Origin of the sequence: uncultured Gimesia sp. (genome assembly GCF_963976445.1) — a bacterium.
In the GTDB taxonomy this organism is placed as follows: Bacteria; Planctomycetota; Planctomycetia; order Planctomycetales; family Planctomycetaceae; genus Gimesia.
On the sequence record NZ_CAXBKP010000008.1, the window covers coordinates 12,930 to 29,877 of the forward strand.

The 16,948-nt window shown below is 49.8% G+C and carries 14 protein-coding genes; 9 read left to right on the plus strand and 5 right to left on the minus strand.

Translation table 11 applies throughout. The annotated features are described in order from the left end of the window. Nucleotides 1–45: 45 nt before the first annotated feature. A complete protein-coding gene (locus AAC022_RS10800) occupies nt 46–1,200 on the plus strand; it encodes a PilT/PilU family type 4a pilus ATPase (RefSeq protein ID WP_339730837.1) in 1,155 nt (384 codons plus the stop codon). 135 nt (nt 1,201–1,335) lie between these two features. Here the strand turns inward: AAC022_RS10800 and AAC022_RS10805 are convergent, their stop codons facing one another. Further along, nucleotides 1,336–2,265: an SMP-30/gluconolactonase/LRE family protein gene (locus tag AAC022_RS10805; protein WP_339730839.1), complete on the minus strand. Its 930-nt coding sequence runs from the start codon at nt 2,263–2,265 to the stop codon at nt 1,336–1,338. A 341-nt stretch (nt 2,266–2,606) separates the two neighbouring features. Between AAC022_RS10805 and AAC022_RS10810 the strand changes: the two genes are divergently transcribed. Together AAC022_RS10810 and AAC022_RS10815 are read left to right on the plus strand one after the other, a co-directional pair. Then, entirely contained in the window at nt 2,607–5,609 is a 3,003-nt protein-coding gene (locus AAC022_RS10810; RefSeq protein WP_339730841.1) for a PVC-type heme-binding CxxCH protein, read from the plus strand. Nucleotides 5,610–5,749: 140 nt separating this feature from the next. Continuing rightward, nucleotides 5,750–7,174, plus strand: a complete 1,425-nt coding sequence (locus AAC022_RS10815) for a class II fumarate hydratase (protein WP_339730843.1) — start codon at nt 5,750–5,752, stop codon at nt 7,172–7,174. A gap of 21 nt (nt 7,175–7,195) precedes the next feature. Here AAC022_RS10815 and AAC022_RS10820 read toward each other — a convergent pair whose 3' ends face one another. Further along, on the minus strand, nt 7,196–7,939 hold the full coding sequence (locus AAC022_RS10820) for a YfcE family phosphodiesterase (RefSeq protein WP_339730845.1): 744 nt from the start codon (nt 7,937–7,939) through the stop codon (nt 7,196–7,198). 314 nt (nt 7,940–8,253) lie between these two features. Between AAC022_RS10820 and AAC022_RS10825 the strand changes: the two genes are divergently transcribed. Beyond that, nucleotides 8,254–9,324 carry a hypothetical protein gene (locus tag AAC022_RS10825; RefSeq protein ID WP_339730847.1) on the plus strand — a complete coding sequence of 357 codons (1,071 nt, stop codon included), beginning with the start codon at nt 8,254–8,256 and terminating at the stop codon, nt 9,322–9,324. A gap of 158 nt (nt 9,325–9,482) precedes the next feature. Continuing rightward, nucleotides 9,483–10,109: an RdgB/HAM1 family non-canonical purine NTP pyrophosphatase gene (gene rdgB / locus AAC022_RS10830; RefSeq protein ID WP_339730848.1), complete on the plus strand. Its 627-nt coding sequence runs from the start codon at nt 9,483–9,485 to the stop codon at nt 10,107–10,109. Here rdgB and AAC022_RS10835 read toward each other — a convergent pair. Both AAC022_RS10835 and AAC022_RS10840 read right to left on the minus strand, forming a co-directional pair. Then, on the minus strand, nt 10,106–10,768 hold the full coding sequence (locus AAC022_RS10835) for a CvpA family protein (protein ID WP_339730849.1): 663 nt from the start codon (nt 10,766–10,768) through the stop codon (nt 10,106–10,108). The two genes, rdgB and AAC022_RS10835, sit on opposite strands and share 4 nt — an antisense overlap. 90 nt (nt 10,769–10,858) lie before the next feature. Continuing rightward, nucleotides 10,859–12,676 (minus strand): GspE/PulE family protein, encoded by a 1,818-nt coding sequence (locus tag AAC022_RS10840; RefSeq protein ID WP_339730850.1) that lies wholly within the window; start codon nt 12,674–12,676, stop codon nt 10,859–10,861. 1,359 nt (nt 12,677–14,035) lie between these two features. Between AAC022_RS10840 and AAC022_RS10845 the strand changes: the two genes are divergently transcribed. Then, nucleotides 14,036–14,188 carry a DUF3309 family protein gene (locus tag AAC022_RS10845; protein WP_339730851.1) on the plus strand — a complete coding sequence of 51 codons (153 nt, stop codon included), beginning with the start codon at nt 14,036–14,038 and terminating at the stop codon, nt 14,186–14,188. On the opposite strand, the gene AAC022_RS10850 is transcribed toward AAC022_RS10845, so the two are convergent. Next, on the minus strand, nt 14,160–14,423 hold the full coding sequence (locus AAC022_RS10850; RefSeq protein WP_339730853.1) for a hypothetical protein: 264 nt from the start codon (nt 14,421–14,423) through the stop codon (nt 14,160–14,162). The two genes, AAC022_RS10845 and AAC022_RS10850, sit on opposite strands and share 29 nt — an antisense overlap. Before the next feature lie 280 nt (nt 14,424–14,703). On the opposite strand from AAC022_RS10850, the gene AAC022_RS10855 reads away from it, so the two are divergent. The 3 genes from AAC022_RS10855 to AAC022_RS10865 all read left to right on the plus strand — a co-directional run bounded on the left by AAC022_RS10855 (nt 14,704) and on the right by AAC022_RS10865 (nt 16,839). Continuing rightward, nucleotides 14,704–15,366 carry a hypothetical protein gene (locus tag AAC022_RS10855; protein ID WP_339730854.1) on the plus strand — a complete coding sequence of 221 codons (663 nt, stop codon included), beginning with the start codon at nt 14,704–14,706 and terminating at the stop codon, nt 15,364–15,366. Nucleotides 15,367–15,588: 222 nt separating this feature from the next. Next, nucleotides 15,589–16,224, plus strand: coding sequence for a hypothetical protein (locus tag AAC022_RS10860; RefSeq protein WP_339730856.1), 636 nt, complete (start codon nt 15,589–15,591; stop codon nt 16,222–16,224). Between the two features lie 132 nt (nt 16,225–16,356). Next, entirely contained in the window at nt 16,357–16,839 is a 483-nt protein-coding gene (locus tag AAC022_RS10865) for a hypothetical protein (RefSeq protein ID WP_339730858.1), read from the plus strand. The last annotated feature ends 109 nt before the right edge of the window (nt 16,840–16,948 follow it).

A 16,948-nucleotide genomic window follows, 5' to 3' on the forward strand; every position in this document is an offset into this window, starting at 1 on the left:
AGGGTCGTGTAGCCGAACAGATTATTTGATAAGTGGAGTTTGTTTATGGCGACAACCGTTCCAGCGAAAGCGAAAGATATCTCTCCTTTAACCGGGCATGCTGAAAATGAAGTCGATAAAGTATTCCGCCAGTTAATCAAGCATGGCGGTTCCGACTTGCATATGCAAGTCGGAAAAGCGCCGATCTTACGAGTGAAAGGGACCCTGCGCGAACTGCAGATGGACCCCATCGACCGGGATCAGATGATGGCACTGTTTGAACCTATGATGGATGAGCGAAACCAGAAAATTTTCGTCGATGAAGGGGGAGCCGACTTTTCTTACGTGGTGGAATACGAAGGCGTGCCCTGGCGGTTTCGTGTGAACCTGTTTATCCAGTTGGGAGTTCCCGGAATGGTCTCCCGTAAAATCGAACGCTCGATTCCCAACTTTGATGGCTTGTACCTGCCTCCCGTCATGGAATCACTTTGTAAATTCGACCAGGGCATGGTGTTGCTGGCGGGGGTCACCGGTAGTGGTAAAAGTACGACGATTGCTTCGATGTTGAACTGGGTCAATGACAACTATCGCAAACATATTCTCACGATTGAAGACCCGATCGAATTCGTTTACACCCAGAATAAATGTCTGATCAATCAACGCGAAGTCGGGATTGATGTGAAAGACTTTGAAATTGCGATGAAACATGCGGTGCGTCAGGACCCCGACATCATGCTGGTGGGCGAAATGCGTGACATGGAAACATTCTCTACCGCGATCCACGCTGCAGAAACGGGCCACCTTGTATTCGGAACGATTCACGCTTCCAATGCCCCCAGTTGTATCGGCCGTATTCTCGACTTGTTCCCGCAGGATATGCATAAAGCACTGCGAAGCAGTTTGGCGTTTAACATGCGCGCCATTGTTGCGCAAAAACTGTTGAAGACAATCGTCGATGCACCGGGTCGCGTGCCTATTATCGAAATCATGAGTTTCAACCCCACCGTGCGAAAACTAATTCTTGAAGAGCAGGATGAAAAACTGGCAGCCGCGATCCGAATTGGTAAAGATGAAGGCATGCAGCAGTTCAACGACAGCCTGAAAGGTTTCATTGACCGTGAATTTATCAGCCGCGCTGATGCATTCGAAATTTCACCAAACGTGGAAGAATTGAAAATGGTCCTTAAAGGAATCAACGTCAAAGGGGCCGCGATTCTGTAAGCGTGGTTTCTACAACCTCCGCACTCTCAAACGGGCAACGTCATCAAAAGACGTCGCCCGTTTTTTTGTGATAGATCGTTCAAGCTGTGAACTTGAAATGGAGCTGATTCGTTTCTGATTTGCTCCCTCTTTTTTTCAGCGAAACTGAGCCCCTTTCACATTCATCTGCAAGCTGTAAACTTTATTTGCGCAAGTGAAATACAAGGTTTTTCCATCTGCTCCGCCGAACGTCACATTCGAGCAGAATTCTGGAATCGGAATTAAACCCAGCGACTTCCCCGAGGGACTGGCAACCCAGACGCCTCCCCGCCCTGACAGATACAGATTCCCATTCGCATCGATGCTCATGCCATCCGGGGAATCCTTTCGCTGCGTATCGGGGTTGAAAAAGATTTCCCCGGTCCCTACCGTCCCATCCTTTTTGATCGAATAACTCCGCCAGAGTTTTTCGTGACTGTCACCCACATAAAGCGTCTTTCCATCGTTGGCGGCGATCACGCCGTTGGGGACCGGCATCTCGGTGATGATTTTCTTAACGGCCCCATCAATTGTCTTCACATAAACGGCGCTTGTTTTGCGATTCTTGAAATCAGGATCGGTGAAATAAATATTCCCATTGGGAGTCTGACACACATCATTCGGCTGATTCCACTGGGGATTCTGAGCCACGATAATCGTGTCACTCGGACCGGAATCGCCGAAGCCGTAATTCATTACATGTTGACCATAGGCCTGCGCACCAAGCATACGCCCTTCATTGGAGAGATACGTTCCATTGATGCCTTTCGTCTGATCAAGCCAGATGCTGGCTTGCCCTCGCTCGTCCAAACGCAAGATTTTGGTGTCTTTATCGACAAACGAAGTAAAGTAGAGCTTCTGTCCCACAGGGTCCCAGATCGGGCCTTCAAAAAATGCTTTGGCCGCATACTCTTCCTGCAGTTTGGCGTTCTCTGCCACAGTCGGCGGCAAGGGATGTATTTCTGGCTTCTGCTCCTGACCAAAGGCCCCGGGAGAGCAAATAGACAAATAAATCATGGCGAAGGTAATCGCAGAGTGTTTTAACATCGGAAATGATCCTGATTTTGAACGAATAATGGAAAAGTTCGTTTTGTGATTGCGGATAACGCCTTCCCTTATCGTAAAGAAAGGAAGTAGCCAATAGCTACCATCGAGTTCCGTTTTTCCGTCTCAGCACGCAAGAGACAGGCCGGAACAATCAAAGAAACCAACAGGGAATCAGGGCTTGATCCTTGATTTTGCCACACGCTCTCTACAGACTAAGAATAAGATTCTGAATTTACTTTATAAAATAGCTCGGAATCGTCTTACCAGAAATATCATACAAAATCCCCACCTGTTTATCTGAAAAAGATTCTCTGAATCATAGAAATAAAGGATCGAGAACAATGAACCAGCGATTGTTCTTTTTGGCGACGATCACACTCACAATGACTTCATTGGCCGTAGCCCAGGCTGCGCCACCAGTGCCCCCTCCGAACAATACCGGCGGTGAATTCTTCAGCCCCGCCGACTCGTTGAAACAATTCACAGTACCCGCTGATCTTAAAATCGAGCAGGTACTTGCCGAACCCTTTGTGAAGCAACCCATCTTTCAGAATTTCGATGAACGCGGCCGCATGTGGGTCATCAACTATCTGCAGTATCCTTACCCCGAAGGTTTAAGGATTCTAAGCAAGGATAAACACCACCGCTCTGTTTATGACAAAGTACCACTGCCTCCGCCGCATCACGAAAAAGGGGCAGATAAAATAACGATTCACGAAGATACCAACGGCGATGGCAAATATGACAAGCATAAAACATTCGTTGATGGATTGAACATTGCCTCTTCGTTTGTCAAAGGGCGTGGCGGCGTCTGGGTATTGAATCCTCCCTATCTACTATTCTATCCGGACAAAGACAATGACGACGTTCCTGATGGCGATCCTGTCGTGCATCTCGAAGGGTTCGGCATGGAAGATACGCACTCGGTGGTCAACAGCCTGCGCTGGGGACCGGATGGCTGGTTGTATTCATCACAGGGAAGCACTGTCTCCGGTAAAGTAAAAAAACCGGGGCAGAAAGACAGTGAAGCCATCCAATCGCTTGGTCAGTTGATCTGGCGCTATCATCCTGAAAAGAAAATTTACGAAGTCTTCGCCGAGGGGGGCGGAAATGCGTTCGGTGTCGAGTTTGATAATAAAGGACGACTCTATTCTGGACACAACGGCGGGAACACACGCGGATTTCACTACACGCAAGGTAGCTACTACCAGAAAGGCTTTGGCAAGCACGGCCCGCTTTCCAATCCGTATGCCTTTGGTTATTTCCCGGCGATGAAACACGCCAAGGTTCCACGCTTCACACATAACTTCATCATCTATGAAGCAGATACGCTCCCCAAAAAATATTGGGGGCACCTGTTTGGTATCGAACCGCTGCAGGGCCGCGTGGTCGAAAGTAAACTTACCGCAAACGGTTCTTCCTATCAAACCGAAGACCTGCAGCGACCGGTGGCGACAACCGACAAACGATTTCGGCCCGTCGATATCAAGGTCGGCCCCGATGGCGCGATTTATTTTTGTGACATGTACGAACATCAAATCGCTCACGGACAACACTACGCAGGTCAGGTGGAAAAAGAGGACGGTCGTATCTATCGCATCACAGCCAAAGATGCGAAACCAGTCGCGCCCTTTGATCTGGGGAAGAAATCTTCGTTGGAATTAATCGCAGTTCTCGACCACCCTAACAAATGGTACCGTCAGCAAGCCTTGCGGTTATTCGGCGATCGTAAAGATGCGTCAGTCATTCCGGCTTTGAAACAAAAACTGTTTACCTCAGAGGGGCAATCGGCGCTGGAAGCACTCTGGGCGCTAAATCTGAGTGGCGGCCTGGATGAAACTGCAGCAGAGAAAGCACTACAGCATCAAGATCCATTCGTTCGTGCCTGGACCATCAGACTGTTGTGTGATGAAAACCGGGTGCCTGCAAAAATCGGGCAGCAACTGATCGACCTCGCGTCAAAAGAACCGCACGTGCAGGTTCGCAGCCAGCTCGCCAGTTCCTCGAAACGTATTTCAGCAGAAATCGGTCTGCCGATCGCCTTTAATCTGTTAAGCCGCTCCGAAGATCTTGACGACGTACATCTGCCGCTAATTCTCTGGTGGTCACTGGAAAAACGGGCCGATAAAAACCGCGACGCATTACTGGCCTATTTTTCGAAAGCAGAAGTCTGGCAGTATCCGATCGTCGAAAAATACATCCTGGAACGTATCATGCGGCGGTATGCCTCAACGGGTTCTCGAAACGACCTGATGGTCTGCGCCAGGCTTCTGGAATTAGCACCCGAAAAATCGCATGCGGAAATCCTGATGTCCGGTTTTGAGACGGCGATGAAGGGTCGCTCCCAAGCCAGTTTCCCCCAGGAACTGATCACGGCGATGTCTAAATATGGTGGTCAGTCCATGTCCCTGGGAATTCGTCAAGGCGACAAAACAGCCATCGCCAAAGCACTCAAAATCGTCGCCGATACCAAAGCCGACAATCAAAAACGACTGGACCTGATTCAGATCCTCGGTGAAGTGAAAGTCCCCGCGTGTGTGCCGGTGCTGTTGGAGATCATTCAAAACTCCAGCGACCTGCAAATGCAGATTGCCTCCATCAATGCCCTGCAGCAATACCCGGATGCGACCATCGGCAAAGTGATCAGTACCCAGTATCCGGATATGTCAGACGATTTACGGAGTGCTGCCCAGACACTAGTGTCGATTCGGAAACCGTGGTCGCTTGAATTTCTGACGTCCATCGATTCCGGAAAAATCAATAAAGATACAGTCTCGATTGAAACAGCACGGAAGATGACCGTTTACAGTGATGAAGGTATCGTAGATCTGATCGCGAAACACTTCGGCTCCATCGCCGGTGCCACCACGGAAGAAATGCAAAAGCAGATCGCCACCAATCAAAAACTGCTGCAAAACAGTAAAGAAGAGCCAGACCGTTATGCGGGAGAAAAACTCTTCCAGAAGAGCTGTGGCAAATGCCATAAACTATTCGGCGAAGGGGGAGAAATTGGCCCCGACCTGACCGCCTTCAAACGCGATGATGTAAATCGGATGCTGGTAAATATTGTGAATCCCTCTGCAGAGATCCGCGAAGGATTTGAAACGTTCCTCATCATCACTGAGGATGGGCGAACCGTCAACGGATTCCTGGCTGACCAGGACAACAATGTGATTGTGATCCGCAGTGCCGACGGCCAGAGTATCACCGTCGAACGTAATAACATCGACGAAATGCTGCCTCAGAAGAAATCGTTGATGCCAGAGGGTCTGCTCGACAAACTCTCTGAAAAAGAAGTCCGCGACCTGTTCAGCTACCTGAGGAGTTCACAGCCTCTGCCGTAAGCATTTTTGATCTGATGCTAAACGGCGATTGAGAAAACAGGACAACTTGCTAGAATTGAGGCCGGCTTTCAAAACCATTTGAGGGCCGGCTCTTTTTACTTTTCCACATGGCAACTCTAGCAGAGACAGGAAATAAACCAATGTCCGGGTTTCGAACCGAACGTGATTCAATGGGTGAAGTGCAGGTTCCAGCAGACGCCTACTACGGCGCACAAACACAACGGGCTGTCGAGAATTTTCAAATCTCCGGCAATACGCTGCCCCCCAGCCTGATTCATGCAATGGGACAGGTCAAGCTGGCGGCCGCTCATGCCAATCGTGATCTTGGAAAACTGGCGGGCACTGGTAAAAATCCGCTCAATGAAACTCAAATCAAAGCGCTGATCTCATCTGCGACTGAAGTGGCTGAAGGCAAATATGACGACCAGTTCCCGATTGACGTCTACCAGACGGGCTCGGGAACCTCGAGCAATATGAATGTGAACGAAGTCATCAGTAATCGTGCGATTGAGATTTTGGGAGAAGACCGCTTTGCTCCCGAAAAGTCAGTACATCCAAACGACCACGTCAATATGGGCCAAAGCACCAACGATACCTTTCCGACGGCCATTCATGTCGCCGTCGCTTCCAGTATTCACAATCATTTGATCCCGGGACTCGAAAAGTTTGCCGCCAGTCTGGCACAAAAAGCCAAAGAGTGGGACCAGATTATTAAAATCGGTCGTACTCATCTGGCTGATGCGACTCCGCTCCGACTGGGACAGGAATTCGGCGGCTTTGCCCGTCAACTGGAACTCTGTGTGGATCGCGCGAAGCGAGCTGCCTCTGCCGTATATGAATTACCCGTAGGAGGCACCGCAGTCGGCTCGGGTATTAATACCCATCCAGAATTTGGTCACCGCGTGAGTGTAGAACTCGCAAAACTGACGGGCATTGCTTTCGTCGAAGCGGCCAATCACTTTGAAGCCAATGCTCAACGAGACGGTCTGGTGGAATGCCATGCCGAACTGAAAACGATCGCGACTACGCTGTTCAATGTTTCTAACAATATCCGCTGGCTCGGATCAGGTCCTCGCTGTGGTTTTTATGAAGTCAAAATCCCTGACCTGCAACCCGGCAGCTCTATCATGCCTGGTAAAGTGAATCCGGTGATGTGCGAAAGTATGATGCAGGCGAGCACCCGCGTGATGGGCAACGACCAGACCATGACCATGTCTGGAGCCGCAGGCGGACAATTCCAATTGAATATCATGATGCCCCTCATGGGATTCGCGGCTCTGGAAAGTATTCATCTGCTCGCCAATTCCAGCAATGAATTTGTGAGACTCTGCTGTGACAACATGGAGCCAAACAAAGAAGCCTGCAATGCGGCCGTTGAAAACAGCCTGTCGATGGTGACCAGCCTGAACCCGCATATTGGTTACGAGAAAGCCTCGGCGCTTGCCAAAAAAGCGTTCAAGTCAGGCAAGACAATTCGTGAACTGTGTACCGAGCAAAAAATCCTGCCTGAGGAAGTCCTCAAGGAAGCGCTCGACCCAATGAGTATGACAGAACCACAGGCCTGAGACGAAATTCTCAGACGAAATTCAGGACATACGACCATTCAGGAGAACGCTGGAAGCCATTTCCAGCGATTCTCCGGTCAGTCCTGCTTCTTCCATCTGACGGATGGCGGCTTGAATGTCATATTCCTTTCGCTTCAGTGTGACTTTTCCGTCTTCGATAATGGCGTAAGAACAACGAGGATCTCCATCCCGAGGCTGCCCGACACTTCCCGGATTGACCACATGCTTCTCACCAAGATCAAGGTGAAAGGGAACATGGGTATGGCCGACACAAATAAAATCAGCATTGATGCCCTGCAACCGTATTTTCCAGGCAGCTTCATTATCGGTGAGATATTCATCCAGGGGATCACGGGGCGTTCCATGCACCAGATAGAATGTTGTGCCTTCGATGGTGATCTGCTGCGAAATTGGTAGCCGCGCCAGATATTTCATTCTGACGCGATCCAGTAGCTTCCAATGCAGAGGCCGCGTCACGCAGGCCAGCCTGCGAAATCCGGTTGTCCCTTTGGCCTCCACGCGCTGGGCCACCGCATGATCGTGATTCCCTCTTACACAGGCTTTCGCATTCTGCTTGACCCATTCAATGCAGGGTAATGGATTCGTACCGTAATCGACCAGATCACCGATACAGAGGCAGTAATCAAACTCTTCCTGGATCGCAGAAAGCGCCGCCCAGTTTGAATGAATATCCGATATCACAAGCACACGCATACACTCTTGCCCTGATTTCTGTCTGCTCCCGGAACGGGTAGCGAGAACCATTCTTATCCTGTTGTTGTATAATCACTTAGATTGTATGAAACATCCCCACCATTTGGAAACCATATTGGAAATACTATGACTCATGCGATTCCTGTTACGCAAAAACTGACTCAGAAGCAGACAGGAATAATCATCTATAGACTCATTTTTCCAGAAGTGCTAGACTCCCGCCACATGTCTGAGGCAGCTCAACATCACCACTACTAATACAGTCTATTTTGAGGTCGTTTTCCCAACAGGATGTCGGGAGAAACAGCGCTTCTTCACTCTAATTCAAACCATCCGGTTCGGACGCTTTCAGAAGGGATACTGATATGCGGACCCTGCAACTGTTCAAAAAAAGTCTGATCATCACATTCGCAATCGTCGTCTGCATGACGGCAGTTTTGCCGGAAGCAGACGCCAGAATTGAAGCCGTCAAAGGTAAGAAATACAAACTCACCAAACGGCACGGCCCCTGGATGATCATGGTCGCCAGTCTGCGAGACATTCCTGAAAGTCGACGTTCAAAAGGCTTGAGCGCCCAGGATGCAGCCGATGAATTGGTTTACGAACTCCGTAAACGAGGCATTCCTGCTTACACGTTTAGCCAGGACTCAGTCATTCAACGATTTAATACACTGGACCGTCTGGGGCGAGAAGAACGCCGCAGCTATGCAGCACAACGCGCCATGATTTCCGTGATCGCGGGCAATTACTCCGACAATGAGGACAAGGTCGCCCAAAAGACATTGAAATATGTCAAAAACTTCCACCCTAAAGTGCTGACCGAAAACGGCGTCTATAAAAAAACACCCGGACAACCAGGTCCCTTAAGTGGCGCGTTTCTCACTATCAACCCGCAACTCTCTCCACAGGAAGTCGCGCAAAGAAAACAAGATCCGCTGATCGTCAAGCTGAACTCCGGAATTGAATATTCTCTGCTGAAGAACAAAGGAAAATATTCTCTGGTGATCGCATCATTTTATGGTAACTCCGTTACTAAGACCGCGACATCTCGATTCCAGAACGCCTCCAGCAACTTGAAAGTCAGCAACAGTCTGGATCAGGCAGCAGAAAATGCCTGGACTCTGGCGAAAGCATTACGCAACGCGAAAAGTTATGGCTTCCCAGCCGGGAGCCCGCGAAATATCGACGCTTATGTCTTGCATGAAAAATACCGCTCTATCGTAGCCGTCGGTTCCTTTGATTCGACAGATGATCCTCGGCTTGCCGAATATGCCAAGCTGTTTGGTGCAAAATTGAAACCGCATCCGGAATCGGGCGTGGAAACGATGACCGCTGAATACTTCGTAATTCCCGGTAAAACGCGGCAGTCACCACCGGCCGCATCGTGGGTATTTGATCCCAAACCAACTTTGATGCAAACCCCCAAATCCAGATAAACCAAAGCCGGCTGAACCAGATACTTATGGTTGCCTTCCCTCTGTCAATCGGGCCTGTTACAGTGCCTGAAGTCGGGAAGGCTTCTTTTTTGCGCGAGAGCGCCGCCTGCTTTGACTCGGTATTTTTGTTATCAGTTCTCTAGAAATTCCACGCGCTCATGTCACAACACCCCGTCATTGTTCTGGCCAGTCGTAATCAAAATAAAGCAGGCGAAATTTCGGAGCTACTTAGTCCACATGGCATCCAGATTCAAAGTGTAGCCGACTATCCTGAAGCGACTGAAGTCGTGGAAGATGGCACTAGCTTCGCAGAGAACGCAGCGAAAAAAGCATCAGAGACCGCACGCACGATTTCTCAATGGACGATTGGCGAAGACAGTGGCTTGATGATCGACGCTTTGGACGGTGCACCGGGAATTTATTCCGCCCGCTTCAGTGGTGCAGATGCCACCGATGAGCAGAATAACGCCAAGATGATTCAAGAGCTGGAAAACGTTCCCCTGGCACAGCGGACCGCCGCTTATGTCTGTAATGTTGCACTCTCGAATCCAGTAGGCGAGATCTGCCTGCAGGTGGAAGCCCGCTGCCGAGGTCGCATGACCGAATCACCGCGCGGCCAGAACGGATTTGGTTACGACCCCTATTTCGAGATCATTGAGCTGCATAAAACATTCGGTGAATTAGCACCGATTGTCAAACAGCATCTCAGCCACCGCGCACGAGCCTTTGAACGATTCATCCCGCAGCTGGTCGATCTGTTCCAGCGCGAGTGTCTAACGAGCTAAAAAGAGCGGCTTGCTTTCTCTTTTGAAGCGGGTTTGGCTGGTGCTCCCGCGGCGGCTCCCTGTCCTCGGCGTGTCGCATAACGAATCGGAAACGAAGGCCAGATGCTGTTTTGCTGCTGCGGAACAGAATATTCGGGGCCGTCAAAAATATGCCCCATCGCACCATTACGCATCGATTTTTCAGAAACATATTGTGTGAAACCCAGCCATTGACGATCAGGGGCGACGGCTCCAAAAAAGTTATCGCGTTCAGGAGTGAACCCGGCAAATTCACGCGGCAAAGGAGCCGTGTGTAACGCGGTCAGCAAAAATGCCATCGCAATGTAACCGGTCATCGCTGCAAATCCCCAGCGTGCCAATTCATGGACCAGCGGATGGACCTGCATATAAGTCGGCGCAATCCGAACCGTGATTTCGCGAAAGAGAAAAATAAATCCCACAAACAGGCCAACCAGCGCAATGCTATCCCAACGCAGGCGCCAGGCGCCAGAATCGGCAACATTGTCGGTCAAAAACGTTGCCAGCGGTTCGAAATAGTTCATCGCCAGCAACCCGGCGAGCAGCACAGAGACAAAGATAAACGCGGCGCCCCAGGCCCCTTCACTGGCAACACACCAGGTCACAATCCCTAAGATTGCCAGTAACAAAATGTCGATCATAGTCGATGTCCAGAATGAATCAGATCAAATACAAAATAGTTTATAACTCAATGAAAACCAGCTCAGATGTAAGATGACTCTTACGCGATTTCACTTCACAACCCGCAATAATTCGTCGATGGAAGTAACCCCTTTGACCACCAGCCGCAGACCTTCCTCTTTCATATACAGCATGCCGTTCTTTCGTGCCTGCGCCTTGAGCTGCGACATCCCGGTTGTATCGCGAATCATATCGCGCATCCGCTCGTTAAAGTCCAGCAGTTCGACAACACTGATCCGGCCCTTATATCCCAAGCCACCACAAGTGGGGCAGACAATTTCCGGATTTTTAGGCTGCCTGTAGAAACATTTCACCTTCTCGGGAGGCAGGTTCGCTTTCTTCAAAAACTCCGGATTCGGCTGATATGCTTCCTTACATTCAGGACACAGCCGCCGGGCCAGTCGTTGTGCCAGAAGCGCCGAAAGCGAACTGGCCAGCATAAACGCCTCAACTTCCAGGTCAAGCAACCGATACAAGGCGGTAAACGTATCGTTGGCATGGATCGTCGAGAACACCATATGACCGGTATTCGCTGCCTGACAGGCGATGCGTGCTGTCTCGGCATCGCGAATTTCGCCGATCATGACCACATCCGGGTCTTGACGTAAAATGCTTCTTAAAGACTCGGCAAATGTCTGGCCAGCCTTCTGGTTGATCTCAATCTGGGAAACATTATCAATCCGATATTCGACCGGATCTTCAACGGTGATGATATTCCGCTGATAAGGGTCGATCTCATGCAAAGCAGCAAACAGCGTGGTTGATTTACCGGCACCCGTCGGACCACAGCATAAAAACAGACCGTGCGGCTGTTTGACAATCGAACAGAGCTTGTCGACCAGTTGTTTTCGAATTCCCAGTTCTGACAATGAAGCAATCGAATTCGTCTGGTCCAAAATACGCAAACTCATTTTCTCACCGTGCCGGGTCCCCTGACTGGCAAGACGAAAATCAATTTCGCGATCGGGCATAATGGCGCGGAAACTGCCGTCCTGTGGACGACGCTTCTCGGTAATATCCATCGCACCAAGCACTTTGAGAATATTCAGTACCGCGTCACCAATCGAACGGTCAAATCCTTCTGTGGGGTACATCACACCGTCAATACGCAGCCGCACACCCACTTCATCCTCTTTAGGCTCCAGATGCACGTCAGTCGCACGACGCATGACTGCATCATAAACCAGTTCCTTGGCTGCCAGAAAACCACGTGAATTTTCAACCCGACGAGAACTTGAAGGATCATCTCCTCGCCCCGTCGACGATTTGCCAATAAAGCGGATATCAGGGCCGACCGCCGCCTGCTGTGTCTTCGTGCCTCCTATCCGAATTCCCATACGGGCCAGATAACGCAGGGTTAAATTCTGAATATGATCAGGCGTCATCACCCGGCTCGAAGCAGGGACCTTGGCATTCCGCTCACGAATATACATCCCCAGCGGCGTGCCATATGCCAACATCAGAACAAAAAAGCCAAGCAAAAAGCTGGGCATGCAGAAGACAAACAGAAAACCAAGCCCACCAGCAACTAAAACGATGGAACTCCAGAACTCAGTATCGGTTTTCAAACCACGACTGTCTTCATCAACCCAATACGATGTTTTTGCCCAGAGGAGAAACAACAAAACCACCAGCAGAAGTTTCCAGAAATGAAGATAAAACCCCTGTGAGCTGGCAAAACGGTGATCATTGCCGCGATAAAAGGGGACCGGTAGCGGCGGATATTCTCCTGCATTCGAAACAGCGACAACGCGATTCGTCTCTTGAGTCTCGCGGCCGCCATCTGGATCAGGTCGTTGCGCTTGGATATCTGCTGAGAATCCCATAATGCAGAGCATTACGAAAAGACACGCCCAGAAAAATTTCACGCTGTTGTTCCTCAAAATGGAGCTGATTCATCAAATGAATTGACCGAAGTGTCAGACTCAGGCCTGTTTAAAATGTGATACGATAAGGACTTGAATTTAGTCTATATTCTAACGGGAAGAAACGGCTTTCTCTATTTTTAATCAGAGAGAATCGACTTTTCCCCTGTTTATCCCATTTTCCGAAACAGAACAATACAAGTATATACTACAAAGTGTAACGGCAGGAATCCAGAAATGGATCACCGAAATTCAGCACAGGCAACAGGGATTTCGAAAATAGTCCGTACACAATTTGCACTTGACCGCCCCACGCCACCCGCGATAACCCCTGTTGTGTGTCGCGCGCGAGAAGACTGCTGGTTCAGGTGAAGAACTGAAACCAGTCTCAAACTCACCTGACAAAACCCGCTTGTTTCAGAGCGTTTTTTCAAAATGAAACGCTTCATTTTTATGCGGGTCGACACACATCCGCGCATTCCCGACACCGTCAGGTCAACTCCCCGCCCGATCAGACACAGGCTCAACCACAGTCCGCACCACATCAAAACCTGCTTTCCTCTTGACGCCCCCACGCCCCAGACGATGATCTGCATCACAAATATTGCATTTGCATTCCAACCATGGGTAGGCCCGGATGCACATCCGGGCCGAGCGCAGCGAGCAGGAAACTGACAGATCGACTTACAAAAACAGAACATGAATTCATCCACAAAAATAGTCGGGACGGAACCCACTTGTCCGCCCGCAGTTAGCGGGTCACCTACCACAAACTGAGCGGCTCGGCACGAGTGGAGTGTTATTTTTCAAATTTGGGTTGATAGATATCACGAGAGTGCGACAACGGAGCACGTAAACAACACCCCCAACCCTCAATTTCTAGCTTGACAAAGCACGAGCCGCCGTTAAGACTTCAAATCACAAGGCAAATCATACCCCATCGCCACGAACAACCCGAGCTGAATTTCCGGCAGTAGTGAAGAACAACAATCCCGAATGGCATCCGTGTCCCTTTCCACTATCAGGTCTTAGTATTTCAATTAACCAGGGTTGCGCTGAGAGGAAAGAAAGAATTGTCAGGAACTTTTTCCCTTCGTGCTATAATAGCACTGCGGCAGTGTCATTCGTGTTGGGGACCTTTTCAGCCGGTACCTCAAACGGAACAACAATCTGAGTTAAAATTACACAATGTCGAGAAAACTGTTCCTTCACAAAAGAGAACTAAAATTATTTTCTGTTTGACTTGATCTCTGTTCAAGTTTGCTGTGACGTCTCTCAAGCCGCTTGGGACGAGTATCATACAGCAAAGAATGCGATAGAATATTTTGCTGATGAACTCTAATTCACAGGAGAGCGACACTTATGGGAACGATCTTAATCATTATCTTGATCCTGATGTTACTGGGGGTCATTCCCACCTGGGGACACAGCCGCAACTGGGGTTATGCTCCCAGTAGTGGGCTCGGGTTGGTGTTGATCATCATCATCATTCTGGTGCTGTTAGGCCGCCTGTGATCGCTGGACAGAAAAAGGTGCCGGAACCGTTTTCTGTTTTTCGAGGCCTGCCTCGCGGTTTGATGGTGCTTTCCAGGTCCAGTTGTTTGACAGTTTGCACGGTCCATGCATCATCACCGAATGGTGAGCCGCGCTGGATGCTGCGTGCCAAAGCCTGTTCTTCTCGGTCGGTCAGTCGCTGACTGACATGTTCGGCCCATCCCGCATCCGTGACATGGTCTGACAACTCCCGCATCACATAGCGCCTCGGAAATCCGTCGCCATGTGGAGATTGATTCCTCCAACCTGGCGCGGCCTCTTTGCTGTTTCCATTCTGTGATAAACTCGCCAATCTAGGGCGTTAATTCTGCGTGCCCGCCCACTGCGTCATAAAGTGTTGCTAGGTTTTTAGTAAGACTTCTGGTATTCAGTACAATCGAATGTTATACAAATAACTTTCTGTGACTATCTGTTTACTTTTTTTCCCTGCGGATATCTCGATCGGTATTCGCGATCCTGGAATGAAGTCTCTTGAGATGATTCCTCGTCAATCAGTTCTCCAGGCGCTGACGGCCTTGTCTCAATCGTTGCAGTACGCGCATGACTCGGGTGTCGATGTGTGGCAGTTTGCTATTGAACATGAGGTTCTTCGAGAGATGGGATTAACGGTGAGCGACATTCGCTGGTTGATCCACAAAAAGTTCGTCATTCATCGTAAGGAGATTACTGCTCCTGGTGATCCGACACGTTCATTCTCTCGGTTAAGCGTAACATCAATCACTCAGGATGCCGCCTATGTACTAACAGAAAGTGGAATCAAAATCACTCAACGCCTGATGAATGAGGAGATCGCTCCCCCAGATCTTTCCTCTCGGGAGTTGGTATCGCGGCCCCTCCCATCAGGCAATCGCAATTGCCCCACTTGGTCTGCCGATCATCGTGAACTTTGGTATGAGGAACGCCTGGTAAAACGTTTTCGCGTACCGGCCCAGAATCAGGTTTTAGTGCTGACTGTGTTCGAGGAAGAGAGTTGGCCAGAGTTTATTGATGATCCACTTCCTTCAGATCCCAAAATCGACCCTCGCCGCCGACTTCAGGCGACGGTGAAATCACTCAACCGCTGTCAGGCGGAAGGTCGGATTCGCTTCCACACTTGTGGTGGGGACAAAATCTTCTGGAGCTCGCCTGGAAACGAATAAGACGCTTGAATTTATCGACCCACAGGGGGTGATCTCGCCCTCATCGCGACTCGTTCCCACCTCAACCAAGACCTGACCAATCTCTGATCGCACGTTGCGTTCAATTCTGGCATGGTTGATAAACACTCTTGTTCATCGACGTTGACTTGTACCGTTTCGTCGTTCATTTTTAGAAGCATCCACCGGCTTCATTTTACATTTCCGAGCGAGAAGGAGATTCAGATGGGACAGTTTATCGCAGCAGCAGCCTCGGCCGTGGCTCCCGTGTTGTCCAGTGTTTTGGGGTTTATCGGAGATAATCCACAGACCATTGCCACCATGAAGAAAATGGCAGACAGTTTTACCAGCGAGGCGAATGCCGAGCAGAATGCCATGCTTGCATTGGCTGGTTTGCCAGTTTCCAGAACCCCCATTGTCATCGATTTTGCCACAGAACTGGATACTCCAGAAGATGCGAAATCGGCTGCCTCGGCGGCCCTGGATGCGGCAACCAGCTCAGTCACGAAGTATTACCAAACGCAGTTTTCCAAAGTTGCTGCACAACCGGCCGATGCTGGCTTCGCAGCAAAATTCGATGTCAATGGTGATATTTCTACCGCGATCACTCAAATGAACGACTATTTCTCTCGCAATAATATTCCCACAACCAACAACCCTGCGGCCAAGATGGCTCAAACCATCAAGGCTCAGATGAAAGCCCGGCAAGGTATCACAGGAAAGAGTGCTGGAAAAACTTATCTGAATAACAATCAGGCAGTTTGCTGGGCAGTGATGTATGGAGATGTCGCTGATCCCAGCGGTGAAAATGCTTTGCTTTATGGTTTTATTGCAGGGTTTGATAGCGGGTTTGGCTCCTAGTGATTTTGAGACTGTTTTGTCTGAAGACCGGTTGCCTCCCGACAGAATGCAGAGGCAATCGGTCGTTTTTCTAAGACGACAGAATCAATCATGCGCGTTGAACCAAGCGAACTTTTCACAACAGGAGGCTCCATGTGCAACTACATCTTGCTCTGCCACGGTGGATTAAACCAAGATAGAAGCTTTCATCTCGAGGATCGCCAAACGGTCATTTATCGCGGAAATTTTGGTTCACTCTTGTCGGGGGCAGCGGCACGACGTCTGGTGGCGACACTGACCAGTGATCCGACGGTGACCGATGCACAACTGAGAATAGAAATCCCCAACTATGTCAGCTCTGAAGAGGCCGAAGGGCCGGGCGATTTTCGACCAGACATCAATTTGTCCGGGGATGACAAGTTGATGTGTTTCGTGATGGACATGTCCACCGGCCGCTGGCTGAAACTGAATAGTGCATGGAGATCGCGATTGAGTGCTCTGGTAGAGGACTTGGGGGAAGAATTCACACTCAACTTACTCTGTTGTACTCTCCTTCCCGAATCCGGAGTCGACGCCCCACATCCCGATCCCAATCTACAGGTTCCCAATTGGGACATGCTCCGAAAAGTAAATTAACGCAGACAGAAAATGTGCCGGAACCGCTTTCTGCTTTTCGAGGCCTGCCTCGCGGTTTGATGGTGCTTTCCAGGTCCAGTTGTTTGACAGTTTGCACGGTCCATGCATC